The organism is Myxococcus sp. CA033 (assembly GCF_013336625.1).
Lineage (GTDB): Bacteria > Myxococcota > Myxococcia > Myxococcales > Myxococcaceae > Myxococcus > Myxococcus llanfairpwllgwyngyllgogerychwyrndrobwllllantysiliogogogochensis.
Genome location: NZ_JABUMU010000012.1, coordinates 43,899 through 67,479 on the forward strand (window position 1 = coordinate 43,899; position 23,581 = coordinate 67,479).

Here is a 23,581-nt window from a genome sequence, read left to right on the forward strand (position 1 = left end):
TCCTGTCGGGTGGGGTGGCGCCCGCCCTCCGGCCGACCGGGCATGGTTGGAGCCCCAGCGGAGCGTGATACGACGGGCAACCCCTATGCGCACCCGCTTCCTGCTCCTGATGCTGGCCTCCGCCTGCGCCACTGTCCCGCAGGCTTCCGCCCCCACCACCCCCTCTTTGGCGCCCCCCGCTCCGACACGTGTCTGGAAGCAGCCGCGCGCGGTGGTGGTCCGTCATGCCACGGTGATGCCCGCCACCGGCCCGGCCATCGAGGATGGCGCGGTGGCCTGGGTGGACGGCAAGCTGACGGCGGTGGGGCGTAACGCGGAGGTGACGACACCTTCGGGCGCGGAGGAGGTGGATGGCACCGGCCTCTACGTCACCCCGGGCATCATCGACGCCCACAGCCACCTGGGCGTCTACGCGACGCCGGAGACGTTCTCCACGGGCGATGGCAACGAGGCCACGGCGCCGGTGACGGCCGAGGTCTCCGCCGAACACTCGTTCTGGCCGCAGGACCCGGGGCTGCGGCGCGCGGCGGCGGGTGGAGTCACGGCGCTGCTGGTGCTACCAGGTAGCGCCAACCTGATTGGTGGCCGGGGCTTCCCGGTGAAGCTGCACTTCGGACGGTCGGCGGCGGAAGTCCGCTTCCCGGGCGCGAGGGACGCGCTGAAGATGGCGTGTGGTGAGAACCCCCGGCGCGTCTACGGCGAGGGCCGCAACGTGGCGCCGTCCACCCGCATGGCCAACGTGGCGGGCTACCGGCAGGCGTTCGCCCAGGCCCGCGAGTACATGTCCAAGCTGGAGGAGTGGGCGAAGAAGAAGGAGAAGACGCCGGACGACGCGGGCCCCGCGCCGCTGCGCGACTTGAAGCTGGAGACGCTGGCGGAGGTGCTGCGCGGCAACATCCTGGTGCAGAACCACTGCTATCGCGCGGACGAGATGGAGGTGATGCTCCAGGTGGCGGAGGAAGCCGGCTATTCGATTCGGGCCTTCCACCACGCGCTGGAGGCCTACAAGGTCCGCGACAGTCTGGCCGCGAAGGGTGTTGCCGTCGCGACCTGGGCGGACTGGTGGGGCTTCAAGCTGGAGGCGTGGGACGGAATCCCCGAGAACGCCGGGCTGGTGTCGCAGGCGGGGGGCAAGGCCGTCATCCACTCGGACTCGGGCTTTGGCATCCAGCGGCTGAACCAGGAGGCCGGCAAGGCGATGTGGCGGGCGCGGGAGTCCGGCGTCCCCATTCCCGAGGAAGAAGCGCTGCGCTGGGTGACGCTGAACGCCGCGTGGGTGATGGGCGTGGAGGGTGTCACCGGTTCGCTGGAGCCGGGGAAGATGGCGGACGTGGTGCTGTGGAGGAACCACCCGCTGAGCGTCTATGCGAGGGCGCAGCGCGTGTGGGCGGACGGCGTGGTGACGTTCGACGCGGGCGCGGGCGCGGTGGAGGCGAGCGACTTCGAGGTGGGGGAGCTGGCGGCGAGCGCCGCGAAGCTGGTGGCCGCTCCCGCGCCGACGCCGTCCCTGGCCGACCTGGGCCTCGTCGCGCGCTGCGATGTCTCGAAGGAGCGCGCGTGCGCGGAGCTGGTGCCGCAGGGGCAGGAGGCGTGCACGGTGTTCCAGGGCGTGACGGCCTTCACGGGCTCGGCCTGGGTGAAGGGCGCCACGGTGGTGCTGGAGGGCGGCAAGGTGTCGAGCGTGCGCTCGCAGGGCGAGGGCGGCGCGCTCCCCGCGGGTTGCCGGACGGTGGACGGCAAGGGGCGGTTGTTGACGCCGGGCCTGGTGGACCCGCTCACCTCGCTGGGGTTGGTGGAGGTGGGCGCGGAGGTGTCGACGCAGGACGACGGGCTGCGCGGAGACGCGGCGAAGCGGGACGTGCGCGCGGCGCTGGTGTCGGCGGACAGTGTCAATCCGGCCTCGGCGGTGTTCCCGGTGACGCGGTTGGGCGGCGTCACCAGCGCGGTGACGGTGCAGCACGGAGGGCTGGTGGCCGGGCAGAGCGCCTTCGTGGCGACGGACGGCTCGGTGCGCCGCGCTTCGCTGGCGATGCACGTCAACCTGGGCATGGGCGGACGGGATGCCGTATCGGGCTCGCGGGCGCTGGTGCTGGAGCGGCTGCGCGAGGTCTTCTCCGACGCGCGTGAGTACGGCCGCCGCAAGGGTGACTTCGAGCAGCGGCGCATGCGGGACGTGGCGGCGAGCCGGCTGGATTTGGAGGCGCTCCAGCCGGTGCTTGCGGGCACGTTGCCGGTGGTGGTGACGGCGCAGAAGGCGTCGGACATCCGGGCGGCGCTGGCGCTTTCGCGCGAGTACAACCTCAAGCTCGTCATCGCCGGAGGCAGCGAGGCGTGGATGGTGGCGTCGGAGCTGGCCGTGGCGAAGGTGCCGGTGATTCTCCAGCCCACGCAGAACCTGCCCATGGACTTCGACCGGCTCAACAGCCGGCTGGACTCCGCGGCGCTCCTGACCAGCGCGGGTGTGAGGGTGCTGTTCTCCGTGCTGGGCGAGCCCGCGATGGTGCGCACGCTGGCGCAGGAGGCGGGCAACGCGGTGGCCTGGGGCCTGCCGCACACGGATGCGCTGCGCGCGATGACCTCCAGCGTGGCGGATGCGTTCGGACTGCCGGTGGGGAAGCTTTCTCCCGGCGCGGTGGCGGACGTGGTGCTGTGGAACGGCGACCCGCTGGAGTCCGCGTCGCGGCCCGTGGGCATGTGGCTGGCCGGACGGCAGGTGCCGCTCGTCAGCCGTCAGCAGGCCCTGTTCGAGAAGCACCGCGTGCTGCCCGCGAAGTAGCGCGGGCCTGGACGTACGACGGCGGCCGCCCCCAGGTGAGGACGGCCGCCGCGTTCAAATCCATGGACCCGGGGGGGCCGCTAGTTGCCCTCGAAGACCCCGATGGCGCCCGCCACCCACTTCTTCGTGGTGGTGTCCTGGTAGCCCATGAAGCCCACCAGCATCCGCCGGCCATCGCCGGAAGCATCTCCCTGGATGTCGCTGATGCGGGACATGCCGTACTTGCGGCCGAAGTCCGTCAGGCCGTAGTTGATGATGCTCCCGCCCTTGAGGCGCGACAGGCCACCGCCCCACGACGCGCCCACCCAGATGCTGCCGTCGGACGGGTCCAGGCCGATGGCGGACAGGTGCTTGTCCACCAGCCCCGAGCCCGCGCCCATGTGGCCCAGCACGGTGCCATTCGCATCGATGTGCACCAGGCCGTTGCCGAACGAGCTCAGCCACGCCGTTCCGTCACGCGCCACCACCGCGCCGGAGATGTTGTCGGGCACGCGCTCATTGGGCTTCGAGTACTCGGGCTTGGCGTCCGGCCACAGGTCCAGCTTGTTGCTGCTGTCGTTCTCCGAACCCGTCTGCGAGCGCCAGAAGTTGCCGCCGTTGGTGCCGTAGCGGAAGCGCGTGGTGCGGTCCGAGCCGCCGAACCAGACGTCGCCGCTCGGGTCCACCGCGACGCCGTAGTAGGCGTCCGTCAGCAGAATCACGCCGCCCTGCGCGTTGTACGCGTTGATGTGCGGGTGCACGTGCTCGAAGACGCCGGAGCAGTTGAGCTGGCCGTTGCACATGGGCGCGCCGTCGAACTCCGCGTTGCCGCGCGCGAAGCCGTGATTGCCGCCGAACCACACGCTCGCCTTGTTGTTGCCCAGCGCGTGCTTGTCGTAGCGGATGCGCAGCACGTTGCAGATCTTCTCGCGCCCTCGGGGCTCGGCCGCCACCACGTTGGGGCCGGAGAAGATGTCGTAGTGCACCACGTCCAGCGTGCCGTCCGAGTTCAGCGTCACCTTGTCCGCGTCACCGCTCTTGTAGCGCGCCGGGTCCGGGCTCGGCCCGTCCCAGTTGTTCTCGCAGTGCTCGAAGCCCTTGCCCGGCATGCCCTCGTAGCCCACGAAGACGGTGCCCGACTTGCCGCCCGCCACGGAGATGACCTTCAGGTACTTGGCCCCCGGGGGCGTGCTGCCATCCGCCATGAAGCCGTAGGGGCGCAGGCCGTTCTCCATGCCGAAGCGCACGAGCCTCTCCGCGCCGCGCTTGAGCAGGAACAGGCCCTCCTCGCCGCCGGCCACCCAGACGTTGCCGCCCTCGTCGGCCGTCACGCCGTAGACGGTGACGGGGCCGCCCTGGTCCGCGCCGTAGAAGCGCCAGCCCGCCGGCGTCGGCAGCGGCGGAATCTCCACGTCCTGGCGAGGGTCCGGCGGAGTCCCGCCGTCCGTGGGAGTGCCGCCGTCCGTCGGAGTCCCCGAGTCCGGCGTCTCCGTGGGCGTGCCCGAGTCGGGAGGCTCCGTGGGCGTGCCCGAGTCTGGCGTCCCCGCGTCGGGGATCTCCTCCGGCGGGCCCGGGCGTCCAGGCGGAGGGCCCGGGTCATCCATGCCCGGGTTGTCCTGCTCCGAATCGTCGCCGCTCTTGCTGGAGCCGCAGCCCACCACGGTCCACATCGCGCCCGCCATGACGAGCGCTCCTGCCCAGCGCCATCCCCGCGTCATCCGAACTCACCCCACGAAAACCTGGGCCGCCCCGGATGGGCAGCCTTCCGGGGCCTCTGCATCGCAAGGCCGATGCCAGGGTTGGCTGCCGTTCCAAGCGGGACTCCGTCCGGTCCCGGACAGCCAGTGGGAAGCACAATCCCCAGTCTGGGAAAGTCGCTGTCCCGAAGACCCCCTCATTCGTGCTAGTGCCTTCCGGAAATGGGTGGGAACGACGCACGCGGTCGCACACCGTTGTCCTTGGTGGGGCAGGAGCCGGACCTCCTGTTCTACACACGCCAGGCGACCGAGCACGGTGCGCCCGTGTTGGTATTGGGCGCCGCCAACGGCCGGGTGGTCTGGGCATTGGCCGAGCATGGCTTCACCGCCGTGGGAGTGGACCCCTCGGAGGTGATGATTCGCTCCGCCGAGGAGCGCCGCGCCTCGGAGCCTCCGGAGGTCGCCAGCCGCGCCCGCTTCCTCGTCGCGGACCTGCGCTCCATCCGCCTTCAGGAACACTTCCCACTGGTGCTCGCCCCGCAGCACGCGCTGGGGCTGATGCCCGGCAATGATGACCTGGAGGCGTTCCTCTCCACAGTGCGCCACCACCTCACCGCGGGGGGCACCTTCGTGTACGACGTGCTCAACACGCCCCGCGAGCCGGTGCTGCCGCGCGATGACGAGGAGCCCAACGCGGGCCTGGAGCCGCGCCGGCCCCTGTTCGCCCTCCACCTGCGCGAGCGCAAGCAGCCGGGCGTGCCCAGCCCCATCCGCCGCCTCAAGCTGCGGCACTTCTCGCCGGAGGAGCTGGACGCGGCCCTCACCGGCGCGGGCTTCATCCCGCGCGAGCGCTACGGCCGCTTCGACGGCAAGCCCTTCGACCTGGAAGACTCGCGCCACATCGGCGTCGCCGGCCCGTGAGCACGGGCGGAGTGCTCACTTCTCGAAGCGGTAGCCCAGGCCCCGCACGGTGACGAAGTGGCGGGGCTCCTCCGGGTTCGGCTCGAACTTGAGGCGCAGCTGGCGCATGAAGTTGTCCACCGTGCGCGCGCTGCCTTCGTAGTGGTAGCCCCACGCGCCGGACAACAGCTCCTCGCGGGTGAAGGTCCGCTCCGGGTGCGCGAGGAAGTGCGCCAGGAGCTTGAACTCCTGCGCCGTCAGCTCCACCGGCGTGCCGGCCTTGGCCACCGTGCGCGCGTTCATGTCCACGCTGACGTCGCCGAACGTCACCGGCGGCGCGGCCCCGAGCGTCGGGTAGCGCCGGCGCAGCACGGCCTTGATTCGCGCCAGCAGCTCCTGGAGCCCGAAGGGCTTCACCACGTAGTCATCCGCGCCCAGGTTGAGGCCCAGAATCTTGTCCGTCTCCATGCCCTTGGCGGACAGCACGACGACGGGGGTGTCCCGGCCGCGCTGGCGCAGCTCCTTGAGCAGTTCGAAGCCGTTGAGCTCCGGCAGCATCAAGTCGAGCACGACGAGGTCCGGGGCCTCGTCCAGCGCGCGCTGGAGCCCCGTGCGCCCGTCCTGGGCCTGGAGCACCTCGTAGCCCTCGAAGCGCAGGTTCATGGACAGGCCGGCGAGGATGGACAGGTCATCCTCCACCACCAGGATGCGGCGGGTCGTCTCGCTCATGCCTTCTGCACCGGCAGGTGGATGGTGAACCGGCTGCCGCGGCCGGGCTCGCTCTTCACGGCGATGCGTCCGCCGTGAGCCTCGATGATACGCCGGGCGATGGCCAGCCCCAGCCCACTTCCCTCCGTCTTCCGGGTCAGCAGATTGTCCACCCGGTAGAAGCGCTCGAAGATGCGCTTGCGTTCCTTCGGAGCGATTCCCACGCCGTTGTCCTCCACCGCCAGGTCCACCCATCGGCCCGAGCGGCGTGCGCTCAGCTCGATGCGTCGGTTCGTTGGCCCGCTGTACTTGTAGGCATTCTGGAGCAGGTTGAGCAGCGCTCCCGCGACGGCTTCCTTGTCCACGTCCACGCGCGGCAGCCCCTCGGACACGTCGACCTTCAGGTCCACGCCGCCCTCCAGGCGCTGCGCGCGGAAGGCGGCCACGGCCGTGTCCACCACGTCCATGACGGGCATCGGCTCGCGCTGGTACACCTTGCGACCGCCTTCGATGCGGGACCAGTCCAGCACCCGCTCGATGAAGACGGACAGCCGCTCCGTCTCTCGCGTCAGCAGGGTGAGCACCTCCTGCATCTGCGCCGGGTCCTTCAGCCGCCCCAGGGCGAGCGTCTCGATGAACATGCGGATGGAGGTGAGCGGCGTGCGCAGCTCGTGGCTCACCAGCGACACGAAGTCCGTCTTCATGCGCGACAGCCGTGCCTCGCGGTAGAGCACGCGGCCCGTGTAGACGACTCCGAACGTCAGCGTCAGGTAGAACAAACCCAGCAGCACGCCGTACACGGCGCGGTTGCGCGCGGAGGCCCGGGCGACGGGGTCCTCGCCGGTGGGCAGCACCACCAGACGGAAGTCTTGAAGTGGAGGCGACAGCACGCGCTCGGCCAGCACTTGCGGCCCCAGCGCGCTGGCGCGAGCCTGCGCCACCTCCGACACCAGCTTGCCCATCAATCCGCCGCCCTCGCTGCTCTCGCGGGGCACGGGCATCAGCGCGAAGCGCACCGGCTCGCTGGACACCGCGCGGGGCTCCACACGCTCCGTCAGCAGCAGCTCCAGGGCGCGCACGGACAGGCGCACGCCGCGCACGATGTCGCCCTTGCGCTCGGCCACCACGACGACGGAGCGGCCTCCGGCGGACAGCGAGAAGACGGTGGGTACTTCAGGCAGCGAGCCGACCTCCGGCATGACCGCGCCCAGGGCCTCCATCAGCAGCGGGTCCTCCGTGAAGGTGCGGCCGCCCTCGAGCTGGAAGGTGCCGTCGGGCTCCGACAGGATGCGTCCATCCGGCGCAAGCAACTGGAGCCTGCCGCCTTCCTCCGCGAGCTTCGCGGCGGACAGCTCCTTGGGCAGCTCCTGGGACAGTGACTCCAGCGTGCCCCGCCACGCGGACTCCAGGCGCTTCTCCACCGCGGCGCGCTCATTGATGATGGCCACCACGCCGAAGCCGGACAGGCCCGCGGACGGCAGCACCACCAGGATGATGAGCAGCGCGAAGGTGCGTCGGAAGCTGAGGATGACGGAGGGGGAGCGGGACACGCCCCTCTCCTTTACTCCCACCCGGCGCTACACGCTCGTGGCGTTTCGCCCGGGCGGAGGGGCTCGACTGTTCGCCACCCGCACCCAGGGAGGGGAAGGAATCGACTTCGGAGGCCTTCTGATGCAAGCATGGCCGGCTCGTGGGGGCGGCGAGCGACCAGGGCCGGGCGCCATTTCCCCTCCACGACACGGCGCGGCATTTCCCAGCGATGAGAGCAGTGGGCGGCATTCTCGTCGGGAACCGCGAGGAGGACACTTCATGAGACGGCACGTTCTGGCCGGTGTGGTGGCGGCGCTCGGGCTGATGGCTTGCGAGGACTCGTCGACGGGTGGCGGGTGGAGCAACGCGTCGGGCTCGGTGGCGCTCAGCCGGGATGATGCCTTCCTGTACGTGGTGGACGCGGACACCGGGGTGCTCGCGGTGGTGGAGACCGCGCGTGGGGAGAAGGTGGGCGAGGTGAAGGTGGGGGCGGGCCCGGAGCGCGTGGTGGTGGGGCCGGACGACACCGTCTACGTCTCCAACCGGGCCGAGCGCAGTGTGTCCGTCATCCGCCGGGGTGACTGGCGCGAGGCGGCGCGTGTGGCGGTGGGCGTGGAGCCCATGGGGCTGGCGGTGTCTCCGAAGGGCGACACGCTCTACGTGGTGAACAGCACCGCGCTGGACTCCACCACGTACGGCACGCTGATGGCGGTGGACACGCGCTCGCTGGAGGTCCGCTGGGAGCTACCGGTGGGCGAGGAACCGCGCGGCATCGCCCTGGTGGACGATGGGCGGCGTGCGCTCGTCAGCCTTTTCCGGCATAGCGATTTGGTGACGGTGGACCTGGCGGACGCGCACCAGCCGCGCATGCAGCGCGAGGGCACGGACCTGTACGCGCGGGCCAACACGGACGACAGCTTCGCCGCCGACGAGCCGTTTCCGTTCCCCACCACGAGCGTGTCCTTCCGGCCTCGCGGGATGTCGGACGTGGTGGTGTCTCCGGACGGCAAGCACGCCTACTCGCCGACGCTGTGGGCGCGCGAGGATCCGCTCACCGGTTCGGGCTCGGGCCCTGGAGGTGGAGAGTCGCTGTATGGGGGCGGAGGGCCCTGCAACACGGCGGGCGTGGTGGCGCCGGGCATCGTGACGTTCAACACGGAAGACGGCACGCCCCGGGTGGATGACCTGGACCGGTGCCGGCCTCCGCCGCGCGAGGACCCTGACTTCCCGCCGTCCACCATCGTCAGCCCGGAGTCGAGCCATCCCATCCAGGGGCCGGTGGCGGCGGTGGTGGACCCATCGGGCCTGTGGCTCTTCGTGGTGAACCGCGAGACGGACAACGTGGCCGTCATCCCCACGAATCGTCGCGAGGGCGCGGACCTGGTGAACGTGAAGGGCAGCACGGTGCGGCAGTTGGTGCGAGTGGGCTCGGGGCCCAGCGGCATCGCGCTGACGCGGGACGGGCGCAAGGCGTACGTCTACAACGCGTTCGACCACACGGTGACGACGCTGGTGAACGACGCCTCTGGCAACGTGGCCAACGTGCGCGCGGAGGGAGTGCCCCTGCGAGTGGTGGGAGACGTGCTGTCGCCGCAGCAGGTGGCGGGGCGCAAGCTGTTCTACTCCGCGCTGGATTCGCGCATGACGAGCGCGGGCGTGGCGGCGTCCTGTGCGTCATGCCATCTGGACGGTCGTGACGACGGCCACGTGTGGGGCTTCCCGGATGGGCCGCGCCAGACGCCGAGCCTGGCGGGGCGGAAGGTGACGGAGACGGGGCCGTTCCACTGGAGCGGAGAGTTCCCCACGATGAGGGACTTCCTGGACGCCACGGTGCGTGGGCGCATGGGCGGCACGGCGCTGGATGGGGTGATGGTGGCGCAGTTGTCCGCGTTCATCGACGTGATTCCCACGCCGGACAATCCCTACAAGCGCGTGGCGCTCACCGAGTCGCAGGCGCGCGGCGCGCAGGTGTTCAAGAAGGCGGCGTGTGACAGCTGTCACGCGGGTGCGCACTTCACGAACAACACGCTGGCTGACGTGGGCACCTTCATCACCACGGGCGCGAATCGGGACGACAGCAACGTGGTCGCCAAGGGGCTGAACACGCCGTCGCTGCTGGGGCTCGCGCGCACGGCGCCGTACCTGCACGACGGCAGCGCGCTGTCGCTGAAGGGGCGGCTGATGCAGAACAGCCAGTCCAACAAGCACGGCACCACGGCGAGCCTCACGGAGACGGAGGTCGACGACCTGGTGGACTACCTGCGCACGCTGTGACGTGAAGTCACGGCGTGCCCGCGTCGGGCTCCGTCGGCACCACGGCGGGGTGGACCGTCTCCGGCCGGGTGGAGGTGAGGGCGAGGCGCGTCACGTCCAGCGCCTGCTCCGGGTCTCCTCCGAGCCACGTGACGACGAGCGCGCACGGCGTGTCGTCGTCCCACGCCATCACCTGCAACATGCCCTGCGCGGGAGCACGCCGCGCGGCGGCCCGGCCGAGCGCGGGAATCTCCTCGCCGCCCATGTTCAGCGACGGCAACAGCAGGGCATGCGTGTCCACCTGTGCGTAGTGCGGCTGGCAGTCCCACGTCACCGACACCGTGACGTCCTTCTCCGACGCGGAGCGGAAGGTGCACAGCGGCCCGCAGGAGGGACACGCGCGCTCCTCCTTCATCGTGAAGCCGGGCAGCATCGACTCGCGCACGTCCGTGGGCAGCAGCGCCTCGCACGCGGGCAGCGTCGCGTTGGCGACGGGCGCACGCGCCGGACCCGCGTCCGTCCCCGTCTCCGTCGGACGGGAGCGACACCCAAGCCCCAGGGCCAGTGTCACCAACAGCGCCGCGCGCCCTCCTCCTGCCCTCATCCCGTGGTCTCTCCTCAGGCGCCCGCCGCTGGCCGCGCGGCGGATGGTAGTCCGGTGCGCCGCCGTCGGTGACACGTTTCCCATCGCCTCCTGCCCGCTACCTGACGGGGCGCACGCAGGGTGGGGGAACAGCCGGCCCTGGCTCGTCTCCTTCCCTCTCCGTGGACTAAGCTGCCAGCCGTCTTCATGCCCTCCGTCCGCCTCATCCTGGTGCCGCTCGCCCTCGTGCTGGGCACGTCCGCCCGGGCCCAGCCGGCCCCCGCGGCGCGCAACCCCGCGCCCGACGAGTCCTGGACCACGCCCACCCAGGTGGACGCCCCTCGGAGGAGCGACACCCCGGACGACGCCGCGTGGACCGACTTCCCCGGCCGGACGACGGTGCCCCCGGACGCGGACGCCGCATCGCTGCCCCGGCTGCCGGAAGTGCCTCCCCTCATCCCCCTGGATGATGACGGCACCCCCGGAGTCACGGAGGCCCGCCCCCCCGCGCCGCCTCCGGGGCCTCCCCCCGTGCCGAACCGCGTCAGCCTGCTCGGTGCACACACCGTGGGCAGGACAGGCGGGGTGGCGGTCGGCCTCTCGCTGGGTTTCCCCACGCTGTCCGCTCGCGCCGCCGTGGGCGTGCTGCCCCAGGTCGATGTGCTGGTGGGACTCGACAGCCTCTACGGGATGATGAACGAGGCGCGGCTGGGCTGGCGGTGGCGGGTGCTGGATGGAGGCGCGCGCTGGAGCCTGGGACTGGTGATGGAGGGCAGTCACGCATTCTTCCTCCGGTCCGCGAGCCTGGAGGACCGGGGCGCGCGCTACCTCACCGGCCGGCGCAACTGGAACGTGATGCCCGGCATCGTCGGCTCCTTCCAGCGCCAGGGTGTTCGCGCGTCCAGGCTCTTCATCGACGTGCGCTACCTGGTGGCCCTGGACACGGAGCCCATCCAACGCACGCCGCTGGGCGGCCTGCCACCGGACCTGGTGGCCTCCAGCGCGTGGCCCGTGCGAGTGGGCGCCGAAGTGCCGCTGAGCGAGAAAACGTCCTACTCTGTCTCCCTGGGCGGCGACTTCCGCACCCGTGCCGAGGACGCCGCCTTCATGCCGGTGGTCTCCATCGGCATCGTCACCGGTCTGTAGCACCGGCAACTGGCACGACAACGTGCCCTTTCCACCCCCTCGAGCGAGGTCTTCATGCGTGGCAGTGTCATCGGCTCCGGCTCCTTCGGTACCGCCCTGGCGAACGTGCTGGCGGTGAACTGTGAGGAGGTCCGCCTCTGGGGCCGCGAGCCGACGGTGGTGGAGGCCATCAACACCCGGCACGAGAACCCCACCTATCTTCCCGGCATCCCCATCTCCGAGCGCGTGCGCGCCACCCAGGACTTGGAAGAGGCGCTCGCCGGCGCGGAGATGGTGGTGCTCGCCACGCCGAGCCACGCCACGCGCGAGGTGCTGGCCCGCGCCAAGGCCTTCCTGCCGCGCAACGTGCCCATCATCACCGTGTCCAAGGGCATCGAGAACGAGACACTGCTGACGATGACGGAGCTGCTGGAGGACTGCCTCCCGGAGGAGTTCCATCCGTACATCGCCGTGCTGTCGGGCCCCAGCTTCGCCAAGGAGCTGGCGCGGCGCATGCCCACGGTGGTGACGATTGCGTCCCACTGGGACAAGGTCGCGGTGCGCTGTCAGAAGGCGCTCCAGACGGAGACCTTCCGCAGCTACACGTCCACGGACGTGGTGGGCGTGCAGTACGGCGGCGCGCTGAAGAACGTCATCGCGATTGCCGCGGGCATGGCGGACGGCCTGGGCATGGGCCACAACGCTCGAGCGGCCATCATCACCCGCGGCCTGGCGGAAATCACCCGGCTGGCGGTGCGCAAGGGCGCAAACCCGCTGACGCTGTCGGGCCTGTCCGGCATGGGTGACCTGGTGCTGACGTGTACGGGCGAGCTGAGCCGCAACCGTCACGTGGGCATGGAGCTGGGCAAGGGCCGCAAGCTGCCGGACATCCTGGGACAGATGAAGGAAGTCGCCGAGGGCGTGAAGACGGCGCGCAGCGCTCGCGACTTGTCGCTCAAGACGGGCGTGGAGCTGCCCATCTGCCAGCAGGTCTACCTGATTGCCTACGAGGACAAGAACGCGAAGATGGCGGTGGTGGACCTGATGACGCGCCAGCCCAAGTCCGAGCTCGTCTGACGCGCGGGCTGCCTGGCGAGTGTGGGCCGGGGGCGGTGTTCCAGCGCGGGGTGGGGGGCTGCTAGAAGCGGGCTCCCGTGTCCACCCCGCACCTGGCGAGCTTGTCGTCCTTCCGTGCCTTGCGTCACAGGCAGTTCGTGGCCGTGTGGTTGGGGGCGCTCGTCTCCAACGTCGGCACGTGGATGGAGGTGCTCGCGCTGGGCGTCTTCGTCACGGAGGTGACGGGCCGCGCGGAGTGGACGGGCGGAGTGGCGGCGCTGACGTACCTGCCCTCGCTCGTGTTGTCCCCGCTGGGAGGCGCGCTGGCGGACCGCTTCGACCGGCGTGTCTTCATCTCGCTGTGTGCCGTGGCGCAGGCGCTGCTGGCGGCCTGTCTGGCGGGGCTGGCCTTCGCCGGCCACCTCACCGTGCATGCGGTGGCCGTCATCTCCCTGCTCAACGGCTGTGTGCACGTGCTGTCGGGGCCGGCCTACACGGCGCTGATTACAGGGCTGGTGCCGAAGGAGGACCTGCACAGCGCGATGACGCTGATGTCGGCGCAGTTCAACCTGGGCCGCATCCTGGGGCCGGTGTTCGCCGCGGCGCTCATGGCCTTCGGTGGTGTCGCGTGGGTGATGTTCCTCAACACGCTGTCCTTCATGGCGGTGCTGCTGGCGGTGTCCCGGGTGCACGCGGAGCCGCCCGTGGTCAGGCCCATCGAGCCCAAGGGCCTGTGGGCGGACATCGTCGAAGGCGCGCGCATGGCGCGAGGGGAGCCGGGCATCCGGATGGCGATGGTGTCGCTGTTCGCCCTGGCGCTGTTCATCTCGCCGTTCATCGCGTTGGTGCCGGTGTTCGCGCTCCAGGTGTTCGGCTCGGATGCGTCCGCCGCTTCCGCGCTCATCTCCATGCAGGGCATGGGGGCGCTGCTGGCCTCGGGCGTGGTGGGCGCGCTGGCGGTCCGTTGGGGCCGGGAGCGCGTGGTGGACCTCGCCGTGCTCGTGATGGGGCCGGTGACGGTCTTCTACTGGCTGTCCCCGACGCTGCCCGTGGCGATGGGGACCATGTTCGTGCTGGGCGCGGTGTACCTGGTGGTGATGACGGGGTTGAGCACCCGCTATCAGGAGCGCACGCCCAGGGAGCTGCAGGGGCGGGTGAGCAGCCTCGCGATGCTGCTCATCAACGTCGGGTACTCCGTGGGTGTCTGGGCCCAGGGGGCGCTCGCGGACCGGGTGGGCGTGCGCGCCGTCACCGCCAGCTCCGCGGCGCTGTTCCTCGTGGCCATGGTGGGGCTGCGCCTGCAGCGGCCTCGGACCGTGGATGTCGCGAGTACGTGACGTCCAGGGACGTGTGCTTCAGCCCGCGCCACCGGACTTGAGTGGGAGCAGTGACAGCACGCGAGCCAGCACCGCGACGCCTTCCTCGTACTCCGGAAGCTCGATGTGCTCGTTCGGCGTGTGGTCCAGCGACGAGTCACCCGGGCCATACGCGACGGTGGGCACGTTCCACGTGTCCGCCACCGTGTTCCAGTCGGACGTCCCTGTCTTCACTCGAAGCGTCGGACGTGCGCCGCGCTCTCGGATGGACTGCTTGAAGGCGCGCGTGAGGGCGTCGTTGCCCTCGGCGGAGACGGCCTGCTTGCGCGACACCGTCTTCACCGCCACCTCGGGGACCTCTGCGAGACAGGCGAGCAGCGCGTCCACGTCACTGGTCGGCCCCGTGCGCACGTTGACGTGGGCGGTGGCCCACTCCGTGTCTTCACCGGTGCCCGTCTGGAAGGAGAGCAGCGCGGGGAGGTCCTGCTCGAAGAGGGTGCACCCCTTGTTGCGCTCGTCGCAGCGACGACGCAGCCCGTTCCACGCGTCGACGAGATGCTCCGCGGGCGCGCGGTAGCCACGGCTGGCGGTGTGACGCCGGCTGGCGCGGTACTCGAGCTCCAGGCGCAAGAGGCCCTTGTAGCCCAGGGTGATGCCGTGGGCGCCGCTGGGCTCGCCATTGACGACGAAGTCCGGCCGGTGGTGCTCGCGGGCATGCAGCGCGCCCCGGGTGATGGCCACCTCCTCCTCGACACAGCCCAGCAGGAGGAAGCGCTTGCCGGCGCGCTCCGCGTCGTCGAGCAACTCCACGGCTTCGATGAAGGCAGCGAGCGCGCCCTTGGCGTCCACCGCCCCGCGTCCGAAGAGGCGCGTGCCTTCCAGTCGCACGGGGACTTCGCCCGGCACGGTGTCGATGTGGCCCAGCAGCGCGATGCACGTGTCTCCGTCACCCATGCTGGCCACGGTGTTGCCCACCGGGTCCACGTGGGCCTTCCAGCCGCGCTGCTCCAGTCGCCCGGCCAGCGCGCGAGAGAAGTCCGTTTCATGGTGGCTGGGGCTGTAGTGCTCCAGCATCCACCGCAACAGCTCCGGGCTCGCCTCACGGGCTCGCATGGGTCACCTTCCCGGAAGAAGTCAGCTTCGTCCCGACCTCGCCCGCCAGCGCGGACAACACGGGGCGCGGGGTGCCCGAGGCGGTGACATAGGCGGCGGACACGCCCGCCGCGAGCGCGCGCCGAGCCGCTTCCAGCTTGTAGCGCATGCGCCCCCTGGCGAAGCGCATGGCGCCCTCGACGTCGTCACTCTGGCGGATGAGCGTCGATGCGTTGGCCGGGTCCTCCAGGAGGCCCGCCACGTTGGAGAGCATCACCAGCGCCCGAGCCCCCATCACCGCGGCGATGGCCGCGGCCACCTGGTCCGCGTCCACGTTCACCAGCGTCCCCTCCTCCGTCACCGCGGGAGGGCATACGACGGGCGTCTGTCCCGCCTCCAGCAGCACGTTCAGCAGCCGCGCATTCACCTCGCTGATTTCCCCCGCGAGGTGGCTCCGGTCGATGCGGGTGCGCTCCCCGTCCTGGAGCTTCAGCGGAGGCCGTCGTCGGGCGACGAGCACCCGTCCATCCGCGCCGCACAGGCCGAGCGCCGAGACGCCCCGGGCCAGCAGCGCGAGCACCGCGCGCTTGTTGACGTCGCCCACCCACGCCATCGTCAGCACGCGCAGCGTGGCCTCGTTCGTCAGTCGCACCACGTTGCCGGAGGCGGTCAACGCCTCGGTGCGTGCCATGCCCAGCGAGGCCAGCAGGGCATCACCGGCCTCGGAGCCACCATTCACCACGATGACGCGCTCGCCCTGGCGCCGCAGCTCCGCCACGTCCGCGCAGACGTTGTCCAGGTCCACGCCCGCGGCGCCGCCAATCTTCACCACCAGCGGCGCGCGGCCTTCATCGACCTGGGACGCGGTGCTCATCCGATGACGCTCGCGCCGCCGTCGACGAGCTGCACCGTGCCGGTGATGAACGACGCGCGCTCGCTCGCGAGGAACGCCGCCGCCGCCGCGAACTCCTCCGGAAGCCCCACGCGCTTCAGCGGAATGTGCGCCGCCATGGCCCGCAGGCTGGCCTCCACGTCCGCGCCGCCCGTGCCCGCCGTGCGCTCCACCGGAGGCGTGCGGGTGTAGCCGGGGGCGAGCACGTTGACGGTGACGCCGCAGTCGCCCAGCTCCTGCACCAGCGCGGACGCGAAGCCGACGATGCCCAGTCGCGCCGTACCGGAGAGTGCGAAGCGCGCGACGGGCCGCACCACCGTCTCCGAGGTGATGAGCAGCAGCCGTCCCCACTGCGCGGCCTTCATGTACGGCAGCGCCGCCAGCGCCAGGTTGATGGCCGGCAGCATCACCGTGTCGACGGCCTCCTGGTACGCCACGATGTCGAACTTCGTGGCGGGGCCCGGCGGAGGGCCCGCGCTGTTCGTCACCACGATGTGGGGACCGCCCAGCTTGCCGGCCACGTCCTCCACCCAGGCGCGCGTGGCGCCGTGTTCACGCAGGTCCACCCGAGTGGCCAGGACCCTGTTGCCACGAGCCAGTCCGCGCAGGTGCTGCTCGGCGCGAGCGAGCCGGTCCGCGTCGCGAGCGCCGATGGCGACGTGCGCGCCTTCCTTGACCAGCTCCTCGGCCACGGCGAGCCCCAAGCCACTGGAACCCCCGGCGATGAGCGCGACCTTATTGGCGAGTCCCAGTTCCAAGTGTCTCCCTCCCTGCGTCACCAGCGTTCACGACGGGCTCCGGCCCTGGAACGACCTGTGCGGGCGCCGGAGGTCCCCTGTAGCGATACCGCCCCGTCAGCGGCCACGAGAGCGCGGACACCAGGGCCTTCACCCGAGGCGCCAGCTCCTTGCGCCACGCATCGTCACCGGGCCGCAGCAGCGTGGAGCCGCTCAGGAAGCGGTCCGGGTTGCCGGTGACGGTGTGGTTGCGCCCGAGCACCACTGTGCGGCCCTTCACCGGGTTGACGGCGCGGTCCTCCTGGATGAGCTTCAAGAGCGAGTCGATGGTGGCGGCGGGTGAGGCGATGAAGTCCTCGTACCGCAGGAACAGCGAGCGCTCCGGGTGGCGCCGCGTCACGAGCTCCGAGGCCACGTTGAAGCCGAACCAGTACGCGGTGCTGCGCGCGGCGGACATGGGGACGACGTACTGCTTCGTCTTCGTCCACGAGTGCGCGACGGCGCGCGGGTCCCGTACCAGATGGAGGTAGTACGGCGAGATTCCGTTCACGTGCGGCATCAGCGCCGCCTCCGAGGGGAACTTGCCGCTGTCGATGATGACGTGGCTGCCGGTGGCATCGGCGATGGTGCGGTAGGTCTTCGCGAGGAGCTGCGCGTGCTCGTACAGCTCGGTCGAAGGCGTGTCCTGGCGCAGCACGCGCCACGTGTGCCGGGTGCGGACGGTGTCCTGCTGCCTGCGCACCGCGCGCAGGGCATGGGCCTCGGGGGATTCGCCAGGGAGGGCGCCCTGCTCCAGCACCTTGGACCAGAGCGGGCACTGGACCAGGTGCGTGCCGCAGCCGCAGAGGGTGTTGGAGCCGTTCCCGTAGGCGTTCTTCCACAGGAAGCTGAGCTCACCGGTGTGGAAGCAGCCCTCCACCTCGTTGAGCACGTTGCCGATGATGGTGCTGCCGCTGCGGCACCAACCGGTGATGTAGAGGACGGTGAGGGCGCTCATGGGGGGAGCCTTTCGCGTCAGAGGGGGTGGAGGCCCCGGAAGCCGAGGCCCTCCGTTTCAGGTCTGCCCAGCATGAGATTCAGCGCGTGCACGGCCGTGCCCGCCGCGCCCTTCACCAGGTTGTCCAACGCGGCATTCACGACGATGCGCCCGCGCTCCGCGTCCACCTCCACCGCGAGGTCGCAGTGGTTGGTGCCGGCCAGGGGCGCGGGCTCCGGGAAGGGAGACGCGCTCGCGTTGGCGCGCAGCACGTGGACGAAGGGGTGCTCGCGGTAGGTGGAGGCCAGGGCGCGCAGCGGCTCGGACGTGTCCTCCAGCTTGCGCGCCGCGAAGGCATGCACCGTGGCGAGCACGCCGCGCACGCTGGGCACCGCCGTCGCGCTGAAGTGGACGACGGGCCTCACGCCAGCGAGGCGCTCGGTGGCGCCCTCGATTTCGCCCGTGTGCCGATGCCCCACCGCGCGGTAGCAGCGCAGGGCGGAGGCTCGCTCGGGATGATGCGAGGAGCGGTCCGGTGTCGCGCCGCCGCCGGAGGAGCCCGTCTTCGCGTCGACCACGACTTCGGGCCGCACCAGCCCCGCGCGCACCAGCGGCAGCAGGGCCAGCAGGGCCGCGTGGGCCATACAGCCGGGCACCGCGACGAAGCGGGCGTCCTTGAGTCGAGCGCCCGTCCACTCCGGCAGGCCGTAGACGAACTCGGGCATGTCCGGGGGGCGGGGCGCGCGGGGATACCAGCGCGCGTGCTCGGCGGACTCCAGGCGGAAGTCCGCGCTCAGGTCGATGATGCGCCCGGCCCGCGCGCTCACTTGCGGCCAGCGGCGAATCAGCTCGCCGGAGGGCATGCAGGACAAGAGCACGTCGCACGGCTCCAGCGCGTCATGCGGCGAGAAGCGCGGAGTGGCCAGTCCCCTCAGGTGAGGATGTGGGAAGTCGAGCCGCTTGCCCGCGTGCTGCTCGGACGTGGCCTGGACCACCTCCACCGCCGGGTGGGCGAGCAGCAGTCGCAGCACCTCGCCGCCGGCATAACCTCCCGCTCCGAGCACCGCGACGCGCGTCATCGCATGGCCTCCACCAGGTAGCCCGCCATCAGCTCCGGCAGGGGGATGCCGGTGAACTCGATGCTCCGGGCGAACTCCACGCAGTGGTTGATTTCATTCACGAGAATCGCGCCGTCCCGCGTCTCCAGCAGGTCCACCGCGACCATCTCCCCACCCACCGCCTTGGCCGCGCGCTCGGCGAGCTTCGCGTGGGACTCGGGGACGTCGTAGCGCTCCGGCACCGCGCCCCGGGCCGTGTTCGTCACCCAGTGCTCGGAACGGCGGCGCATGCCACCGACGGCGCCGCCGATGACGTACACGCGCAAGTCGTAGCCGGGCTTGTCGATGTACTGCTGGACGAGCGCGACGTGGTCCTGCGCGCCGCCCATCTCGAAGCGCATGGACATCATCCCCTCGGCCGCGTGCTTGTTGTCCACGCGCGCCACCATGCGGCCCCAGGAGCCCTGCACGGGCTTCGTCACGCAGGGATAGCCGCGCTGCTCCATCTCCGCGACGCAGGCGTCCTGCTCGAAGCCCAGGAAGGACCAGGGCATGGGGACGTCGTGCTCCGCCAGCGCGAGCGTGGTGAGCGCCTTGTCGCCGCACGTGGCGATGGAGCGCGCGGTGTTGAACACGCGGGCCCCCTTCACCTCCAGGATGGAGGACAGGTAGCGCGCGCGGGTGAAGGACATGCTGCGCATCAGCACCGGGCCGCCGTCCTTCCACGGCTCGCGGTTCAGCGGGAGCACCAGGTCCGTGTCCGCGTGGGTCTCCACGGAGCAGCCGCGTCCGCGAAGCGCGTCGACAAGCATCCGCTCCTCGGTGCGCATCCGTGTGTAGACGAGGTGGACCTCGTGGCGACGCATCATCCCCTCCTGGCCGCGGGTGCCAGCGCCGTGAGCCGGGGGCGGGGCAGGGCGGTGAGAATCGAGTCGACCAGGGCGGTGCTCTCCAGCCCATGTCGTTGCAGCAAGGCCTCGTGCGTGCCCGCCGTGGAGTCGTAGCGGTCCTGGATGCCGGTGCGGACCACGCGGCGGCCCAGACCGTGGGTGGCCACGCTCTCGCACACCGCGCCGCCCAGTCCTCCGAGGATGGAGTGCTCCTCCACCGTGACGAGCAGCCGCGTGCGCTCGGCCGTCTCCAGAATCGCCTCTTCGTCGAAGGGCTTGAGCGTGTGGAGGTTCACCACGCGCGCGGACACCCCCTGCGCCTCCAGCCGCGCCGCCACGTCCAGCGCCACGCTCACGCCGACCTCGCCATGGGCGATGATGCCGACGTCGCCGCCTTCACGCAGGCACATGGCGCGCCCGAGCGCGAACGCGGGCCGCGCCACGTCCAGCCGGGAGACGCGGTTGCGGCCGAGCCGCAGGTACACCGGCCCTTCCATCTCCAAGAGGGCGCGCGTCGCCTGAATCGTCTCCAGCCCGTCCGCCGGAGACACCACCGTCATGCCCGGCATGGCGCGAAGAATCGCCAGGTCCTCGATGGCGTGGTGCGTGGGCCCGAAGAACGCGCCGGACAGGCCGCCGTAGTCGCAGACGAGCTTCACGTTCGCCCGCCCATAGGCGAGCCCCAGCCGCACCTGCTCGCACGCGCGCATCGCCCCGAAGGGCGCGAAGGTGTGGGCGAAGACGATGTGCCCGGTGGCGGCCATGCCGCACGCGATGTCGAGCATCGCCGCCTCGCAGATGCCCAGGTTGATGAAACGTCCCGGGTGCCGCGCGGCGAACGGGTCTCCTCCACCCGCGAGGTCCGCCTCCAGCAACACGACGCGCGGCTCCACGTCCGCCAGTCGCGCCAGGGTGTGTCGGAACACCTGTCGGTTGGCCAGGGACGGTTGCTCGCGCAGCCAGTCCTGGGGCGACGTCAATAGATCCGCACCGCTGGACGTCGTGGAACTCGTCATGGCGTCACCTCTCCCAGCGAGGCGAGCGCGCGGCGAAGCTGCTCGGCGTTGAACGTCGCGTAGTGCGGTCCCTTGCCGCGCAGCATGGGCACACCCGCGCCCTTCTGCGTGTTGGCGACAATCGCGCGAGGCCCGTCACAAGGCTCCTCCAGCGCGGCCCCCAGCGCTTCCAGATCATGCCCGTCCACCTCGACGGTGCTCATTCCGAAGGCGCGCAGCCGCTCCACCAGGGAGGCCTGGGACAGGATGGCCTCCGTGGGGCCATCGTTCTGTCCGCCGTTGCGGTCGACCAGCACCGTGAGTTGCGACAAGCGGTGCTGCGCGGCGACTTGCATCGCCTCCCAGTTGGAGCCCTCGCCCATCTCCCCGTCTCCACACACGACGAACACGCGGTTGGAACGCTGCCGCAGCCGGTAGCCCAGGGCCAGCCCCACGCCCAACCCCACGCCATGTCCCAGGCTTCCCGTGGGAAACTCAACGCCCGGCACCGCCGCATTCACGTGTCCGGTGAAGGGGCTTCCGTCAGCGTTGTATCGTTGCACCAGGTCTTCAGTGTCGACGAAGCCGAACTCGGCGAGCGCGGCGTAGAGGCCCGCGGCTGCGTGGCCCTTCGACAGGATGAGCGAATCGCGCTCCTCCCAGCGGGGCTCTCGCGGACGGAACTTCATCACCCGTCCCAGCAACACCACCAACAGCTCCACCATCGACAGCGAGCCACCGAGGTGGCAGCCGACGGACGTGGCGGCGAGCCGGAGGATGGTCCGGCGAATGCGTCTGGCGCGCTCCTCGAGAGGTACCTGGACCATGGATTTCTGCGCCTTTCATTCCAAAGTAGGAAACCAGGAGCGCGCCCGTCAATGTGAGTGATGCGACCTTGGGGTGTAGACATGTGAGCTTTCGCTGTCTTGCTGGTTTTACACGCGAATCGCTATGGTCCCATGCGGTCGAGGACGGTCTCACGGTGCACGGAGGGTGCGGATATGGACGCACGGTTCGGAAGCGGCCCCTCGTTGGAGCAGGCGGCGCTGTACCGGAGCAAGGGGTGGTGGCGTGACGAGACGGTGCTCGACGACTTGCGTCGAGCTGTGCGGACGCACCCGGACAAGACGGCCATCGTCGCGGCCCGCTACTTCGCCAAGGACGTCACGCGGCTGAGCTACGCGGAGCTGGGGCGCTACGTGGAGCGCTTCGCGGGCGCGCTCGTGTCGCTGGGCGTGGGCCGGGGCGAGCTGGTGGCGGTGCAGTTGCCCAACTGGTGGCAGTTCACCGCGTTGGCGCTGGCGTGCGCGCGCATCGGCGCCGTCGTCGCGCCCATTCCCCCGGACTACCGGCGTCGCGAGGTGGAGTTCATCCTCGGCAGGACGGAGTCATCCGTCTACGTAGGACCCCTGAGTTGGAGCGGGCACTCGCACCGGGACATGTTGCGCGAGGCAGCGCGCGCGCTGCCGTCACTCAAGCACCGCGTCTTCATCGGGGCGGGCGAGCAGGCGTCGGAGGCGGGCGAGCTGGATTTCGACGCGTACTTCGTCGCCCGGCACTGGGAGGACTCGACGTCGAAGGCGGAGCTGGACGCGCGCTCGGCGCGCCCGGACGACGTGTGCAACGTCCTCTATACGTCGGGGACGACGGGCGAGCCCAAGGGCGTCATCCACTCGCACAACACCAACTTCGGCATCACCCGCGCGCTGGTCGAAACCATGGCGCTGGGCGCCGACGACGTGGTGTGTCTGCCCTCGCTGCTCACCGCCTCCAGCGGATTTACCTACCTGTACCTGATGCCGGTGTTGCTGGGCGCGACGGCTGTCTACATGGACGTGGGGGACCCGGAGCTCACGCTGCGCTGCATCGAGGAGCACGGCGTCACGTTCATGTATGGGATTCCCACGTACGTGATGAATGTCATCGCCGCGAAGAAGAAGCGGGGAGGTGACACCTCGTCGTTGCGGCGGCTGTCCACCGGCTCCATCCCCGTGCCTCCGCATCTCATCGCCGCGGTGCGCGAGAGCTTCGGCGTGCCGCTGCACACGCTGTGGGGGATGACGGAGAACGGCGCGGTGACGATTACGCGACGGGAGGATCCGCCGGACTGGCCTTCCAACAGCGACGGCAGGCCCGTGGACTGGATGGAGGTGAAGATTGTTCCCGCGCTGGCGGAAGACGGCTCGCCCTATCCAGAGGGCACCGGACGGCTGCTCGTCCGAGGAGCCAGCCAGTGCCTGGGCTACTTCAAGCGCGAGGACATCTACCGCGCGTGTGTCGACGAAGAGGGCTGGTTCGACACGGGAGACCTGGCGCGGGACGACGGGCGCGGGGGCATCCGCATCGTCGGGCGGCTCAAGGACGTCATCTTCCGTTATGGCCAGAAGGTGCCCGTGGTGGAGGTGGAGTCCGCGCTGTACTCGCATCCGAAGGTGCGGGAGGTGGCCGTCATCGGTCACTCGGACGACCGCATCGGCGGTGAGCGCGTCTGCGCCGTGGTGGTGCCTCGCGACGAGACGCCGACGTTGGATGAGCTGCGAGCCCACCTGAAGGGCCTGGGCATGTCGAATCAGTACTGGCCCGACAGGCTGGAGGTCGTCGAGGAGATGCCCAAGACGCCGTCGGGGAAGATTCGCAAGTACCTGCTGCGCGAGCGTTTGAAGGGGCCCACCGCGAAGGTGGGCTGAGCATGTCCCCGACCATGATGAGGAGCACACGTGAGCACTGAGTCGAGCACCACGCCGTTGGTGCGACAGCTCGCCGGGTATTGGCGGGAGCTGCTGGGGGCGGAAGTCGTGAAGCCGGAGGACCACTTCCTGGAGATTGGCGGCAACTCGCTGATGGCGACGATGCTGGCCAATCGAATCGAAGAGGAGCTGGGCATCCAGCTCTCCATGGTGGACCTGTTCAACACGCTGGAGCACGTGGCCGCCGTCTGCGAGGAGCAGCTGCGCGAGCAGGGCCGCACCTTCCCCGCGGCCTGAAGTCGTCCAGGAGGCGGGCCTTCTCCCGCCATCG

At 70.4% G+C, this 23,581-nt stretch carries 20 protein-coding genes; 8 read left to right on the forward strand and 12 right to left on the reverse strand.

The genetic code is table 11. The features are described from left to right. The first annotated feature begins 85 nt into the window (after positions 1–85). On the forward strand, positions 86–2,776 hold the full coding sequence (locus HUA78_RS25725) for an amidohydrolase family protein (protein WP_174477365.1): 2,691 nt from the start codon (positions 86–88) through the stop codon (positions 2,774–2,776). Positions 2,777–2,856: 80 nt separating this feature from the next. Here the strand turns inward: HUA78_RS25725 and HUA78_RS25730 are convergent, their stop codons facing one another. After that, positions 2,857–4,437: a hypothetical protein gene (locus HUA78_RS25730; protein ID WP_254623899.1), complete on the reverse strand. Its 1,581-nt coding sequence runs from the start codon at positions 4,435–4,437 to the stop codon at positions 2,857–2,859. 237 nt (positions 4,438–4,674) lie between these two features. Between HUA78_RS25730 and HUA78_RS25735 the strand changes: the two genes are divergently transcribed. Continuing rightward, positions 4,675–5,373: a bifunctional 2-polyprenyl-6-hydroxyphenol methylase/3-demethylubiquinol 3-O-methyltransferase UbiG gene (locus HUA78_RS25735; RefSeq protein WP_174477366.1), complete on the forward strand. Its 699-nt coding sequence runs from the start codon at positions 4,675–4,677 to the stop codon at positions 5,371–5,373. Between the two features lie 15 nt (positions 5,374–5,388). Here HUA78_RS25735 and HUA78_RS25740 read toward each other — a convergent pair whose 3' ends face one another. Continuing rightward, entirely contained in the window at positions 5,389–6,081 is a 693-nt protein-coding gene (locus tag HUA78_RS25740) for a response regulator transcription factor (RefSeq protein WP_141649042.1), read from the reverse strand. After that, positions 6,078–7,610 carry a cell wall metabolism sensor histidine kinase WalK gene (locus HUA78_RS25745; protein ID WP_141649041.1) on the reverse strand — a complete coding sequence of 511 codons (1,533 nt, stop codon included), beginning with the start codon at positions 7,608–7,610 and terminating at the stop codon, positions 6,078–6,080. Before HUA78_RS25745 ends, HUA78_RS25740 begins: the two co-directional genes overlap by 4 nt. Before the next feature lie 259 nt (positions 7,611–7,869). Between HUA78_RS25745 and HUA78_RS25750 the strand changes: the two genes are divergently transcribed. After that, the gene (locus HUA78_RS25750; RefSeq protein ID WP_174477367.1) at positions 7,870–9,864 is read left to right on the forward strand and encodes a c-type cytochrome; all 1,995 of its coding nucleotides are present in this window, start codon (positions 7,870–7,872) and stop codon (positions 9,862–9,864) included. Between the two features lie 7 nt (positions 9,865–9,871). Here HUA78_RS25750 and HUA78_RS25755 read toward each other — a convergent pair whose 3' ends face one another. Next, positions 9,872–10,447 (reverse strand): hypothetical protein, encoded by a 576-nt coding sequence (locus HUA78_RS25755; RefSeq protein ID WP_174454746.1) that lies wholly within the window; start codon positions 10,445–10,447, stop codon positions 9,872–9,874. Positions 10,448–10,633: 186 nt separating this feature from the next. On the opposite strand from HUA78_RS25755, the gene HUA78_RS25760 reads away from it, so the two are divergent. The 3 genes from HUA78_RS25760 (at position 10,634) to HUA78_RS25770 (ending at position 13,944) form a co-directional block, all read left to right on the forward strand. After that, the gene (locus HUA78_RS25760) at positions 10,634–11,572 is read left to right on the forward strand and encodes a hypothetical protein (RefSeq protein WP_174454747.1); all 939 of its coding nucleotides are present in this window, start codon (positions 10,634–10,636) and stop codon (positions 11,570–11,572) included. A 54-nt stretch (positions 11,573–11,626) separates the two neighbouring features. Next, positions 11,627–12,628 (forward strand): NAD(P)H-dependent glycerol-3-phosphate dehydrogenase, encoded by a 1,002-nt coding sequence (locus HUA78_RS25765; RefSeq protein WP_141649486.1) that lies wholly within the window; start codon positions 11,627–11,629, stop codon positions 12,626–12,628. Between the two features lie 77 nt (positions 12,629–12,705). Then, on the forward strand, positions 12,706–13,944 hold the full coding sequence (locus tag HUA78_RS25770) for an MFS transporter (protein WP_174466043.1): 1,239 nt from the start codon (positions 12,706–12,708) through the stop codon (positions 13,942–13,944). Between the two features lie 18 nt (positions 13,945–13,962). Here the strand turns inward: HUA78_RS25770 and HUA78_RS25775 are convergent, their stop codons facing one another. The 8 genes from HUA78_RS25775 to HUA78_RS25810 are packed head-to-tail and all read right to left on the reverse strand — an operon-like array spanning position 13,963 to position 21,390. After that, positions 13,963–15,036: a M20/M25/M40 family metallo-hydrolase gene (locus HUA78_RS25775; protein ID WP_174477368.1), complete on the reverse strand. Its 1,074-nt coding sequence runs from the start codon at positions 15,034–15,036 to the stop codon at positions 13,963–13,965. Beyond that, a complete protein-coding gene (locus HUA78_RS25780) occupies positions 15,023–15,889 on the reverse strand; it encodes a [LysW]-aminoadipate kinase (protein ID WP_174477369.1) in 867 nt (288 codons plus the stop codon). The genes HUA78_RS25775 and HUA78_RS25780 overlap by 14 nt, the downstream gene beginning before the upstream one ends. After that, a complete protein-coding gene (locus HUA78_RS25785) occupies positions 15,886–16,665 on the reverse strand; it encodes an SDR family oxidoreductase (RefSeq protein WP_174477370.1) in 780 nt (259 codons plus the stop codon). The genes HUA78_RS25780 and HUA78_RS25785 overlap by 4 nt, the downstream gene beginning before the upstream one ends. Beyond that, complete coding sequence (locus HUA78_RS25790) at positions 16,643–17,641, reverse strand: sulfotransferase (protein WP_174477371.1); 999 nt, start codon at positions 17,639–17,641, stop codon at positions 16,643–16,645. The genes HUA78_RS25785 and HUA78_RS25790 overlap by 23 nt, the downstream gene beginning before the upstream one ends. A 17-nt stretch (positions 17,642–17,658) precedes the next feature. Continuing rightward, a complete protein-coding gene (gene argC / locus HUA78_RS25795; RefSeq protein ID WP_174477372.1) occupies positions 17,659–18,699 on the reverse strand; it encodes an N-acetyl-gamma-glutamyl-phosphate reductase in 1,041 nt (346 codons plus the stop codon). Next, complete coding sequence (locus tag HUA78_RS25800; protein WP_254614608.1) at positions 18,696–19,547, reverse strand: RimK family alpha-L-glutamate ligase; 852 nt, start codon at positions 19,545–19,547, stop codon at positions 18,696–18,698. The genes argC and HUA78_RS25800 overlap by 4 nt, the downstream gene beginning before the upstream one ends. After that, positions 19,544–20,584, reverse strand: coding sequence for a transketolase family protein (locus HUA78_RS25805; protein WP_174477373.1), 1,041 nt, complete (start codon positions 20,582–20,584; stop codon positions 19,544–19,546). Before HUA78_RS25805 ends, HUA78_RS25800 begins: the two co-directional genes overlap by 4 nt. Continuing rightward, positions 20,581–21,390, reverse strand: a complete 810-nt coding sequence (locus tag HUA78_RS25810; protein WP_141642709.1) for a 1-deoxy-D-xylulose-5-phosphate synthase N-terminal domain-containing protein — start codon at positions 21,388–21,390, stop codon at positions 20,581–20,583. The genes HUA78_RS25805 and HUA78_RS25810 overlap by 4 nt, the downstream gene beginning before the upstream one ends. Before the next feature lie 174 nt (positions 21,391–21,564). Here HUA78_RS25810 and HUA78_RS25815 point away from each other — a divergent pair, with 174 nt between their 5' ends. Together HUA78_RS25815 and HUA78_RS25820 are read left to right on the forward strand one after the other, a co-directional pair. Beyond that, the gene (locus tag HUA78_RS25815; RefSeq protein ID WP_174454754.1) at positions 21,565–23,250 is read left to right on the forward strand and encodes an AMP-binding protein; all 1,686 of its coding nucleotides are present in this window, start codon (positions 21,565–21,567) and stop codon (positions 23,248–23,250) included. A 30-nt stretch (positions 23,251–23,280) separates the two neighbouring features. Further along, positions 23,281–23,547: a phosphopantetheine-binding protein gene (locus tag HUA78_RS25820; RefSeq protein ID WP_141642707.1), complete on the forward strand. Its 267-nt coding sequence runs from the start codon at positions 23,281–23,283 to the stop codon at positions 23,545–23,547. The last annotated feature ends 34 nt before the right edge of the window (positions 23,548–23,581 follow it).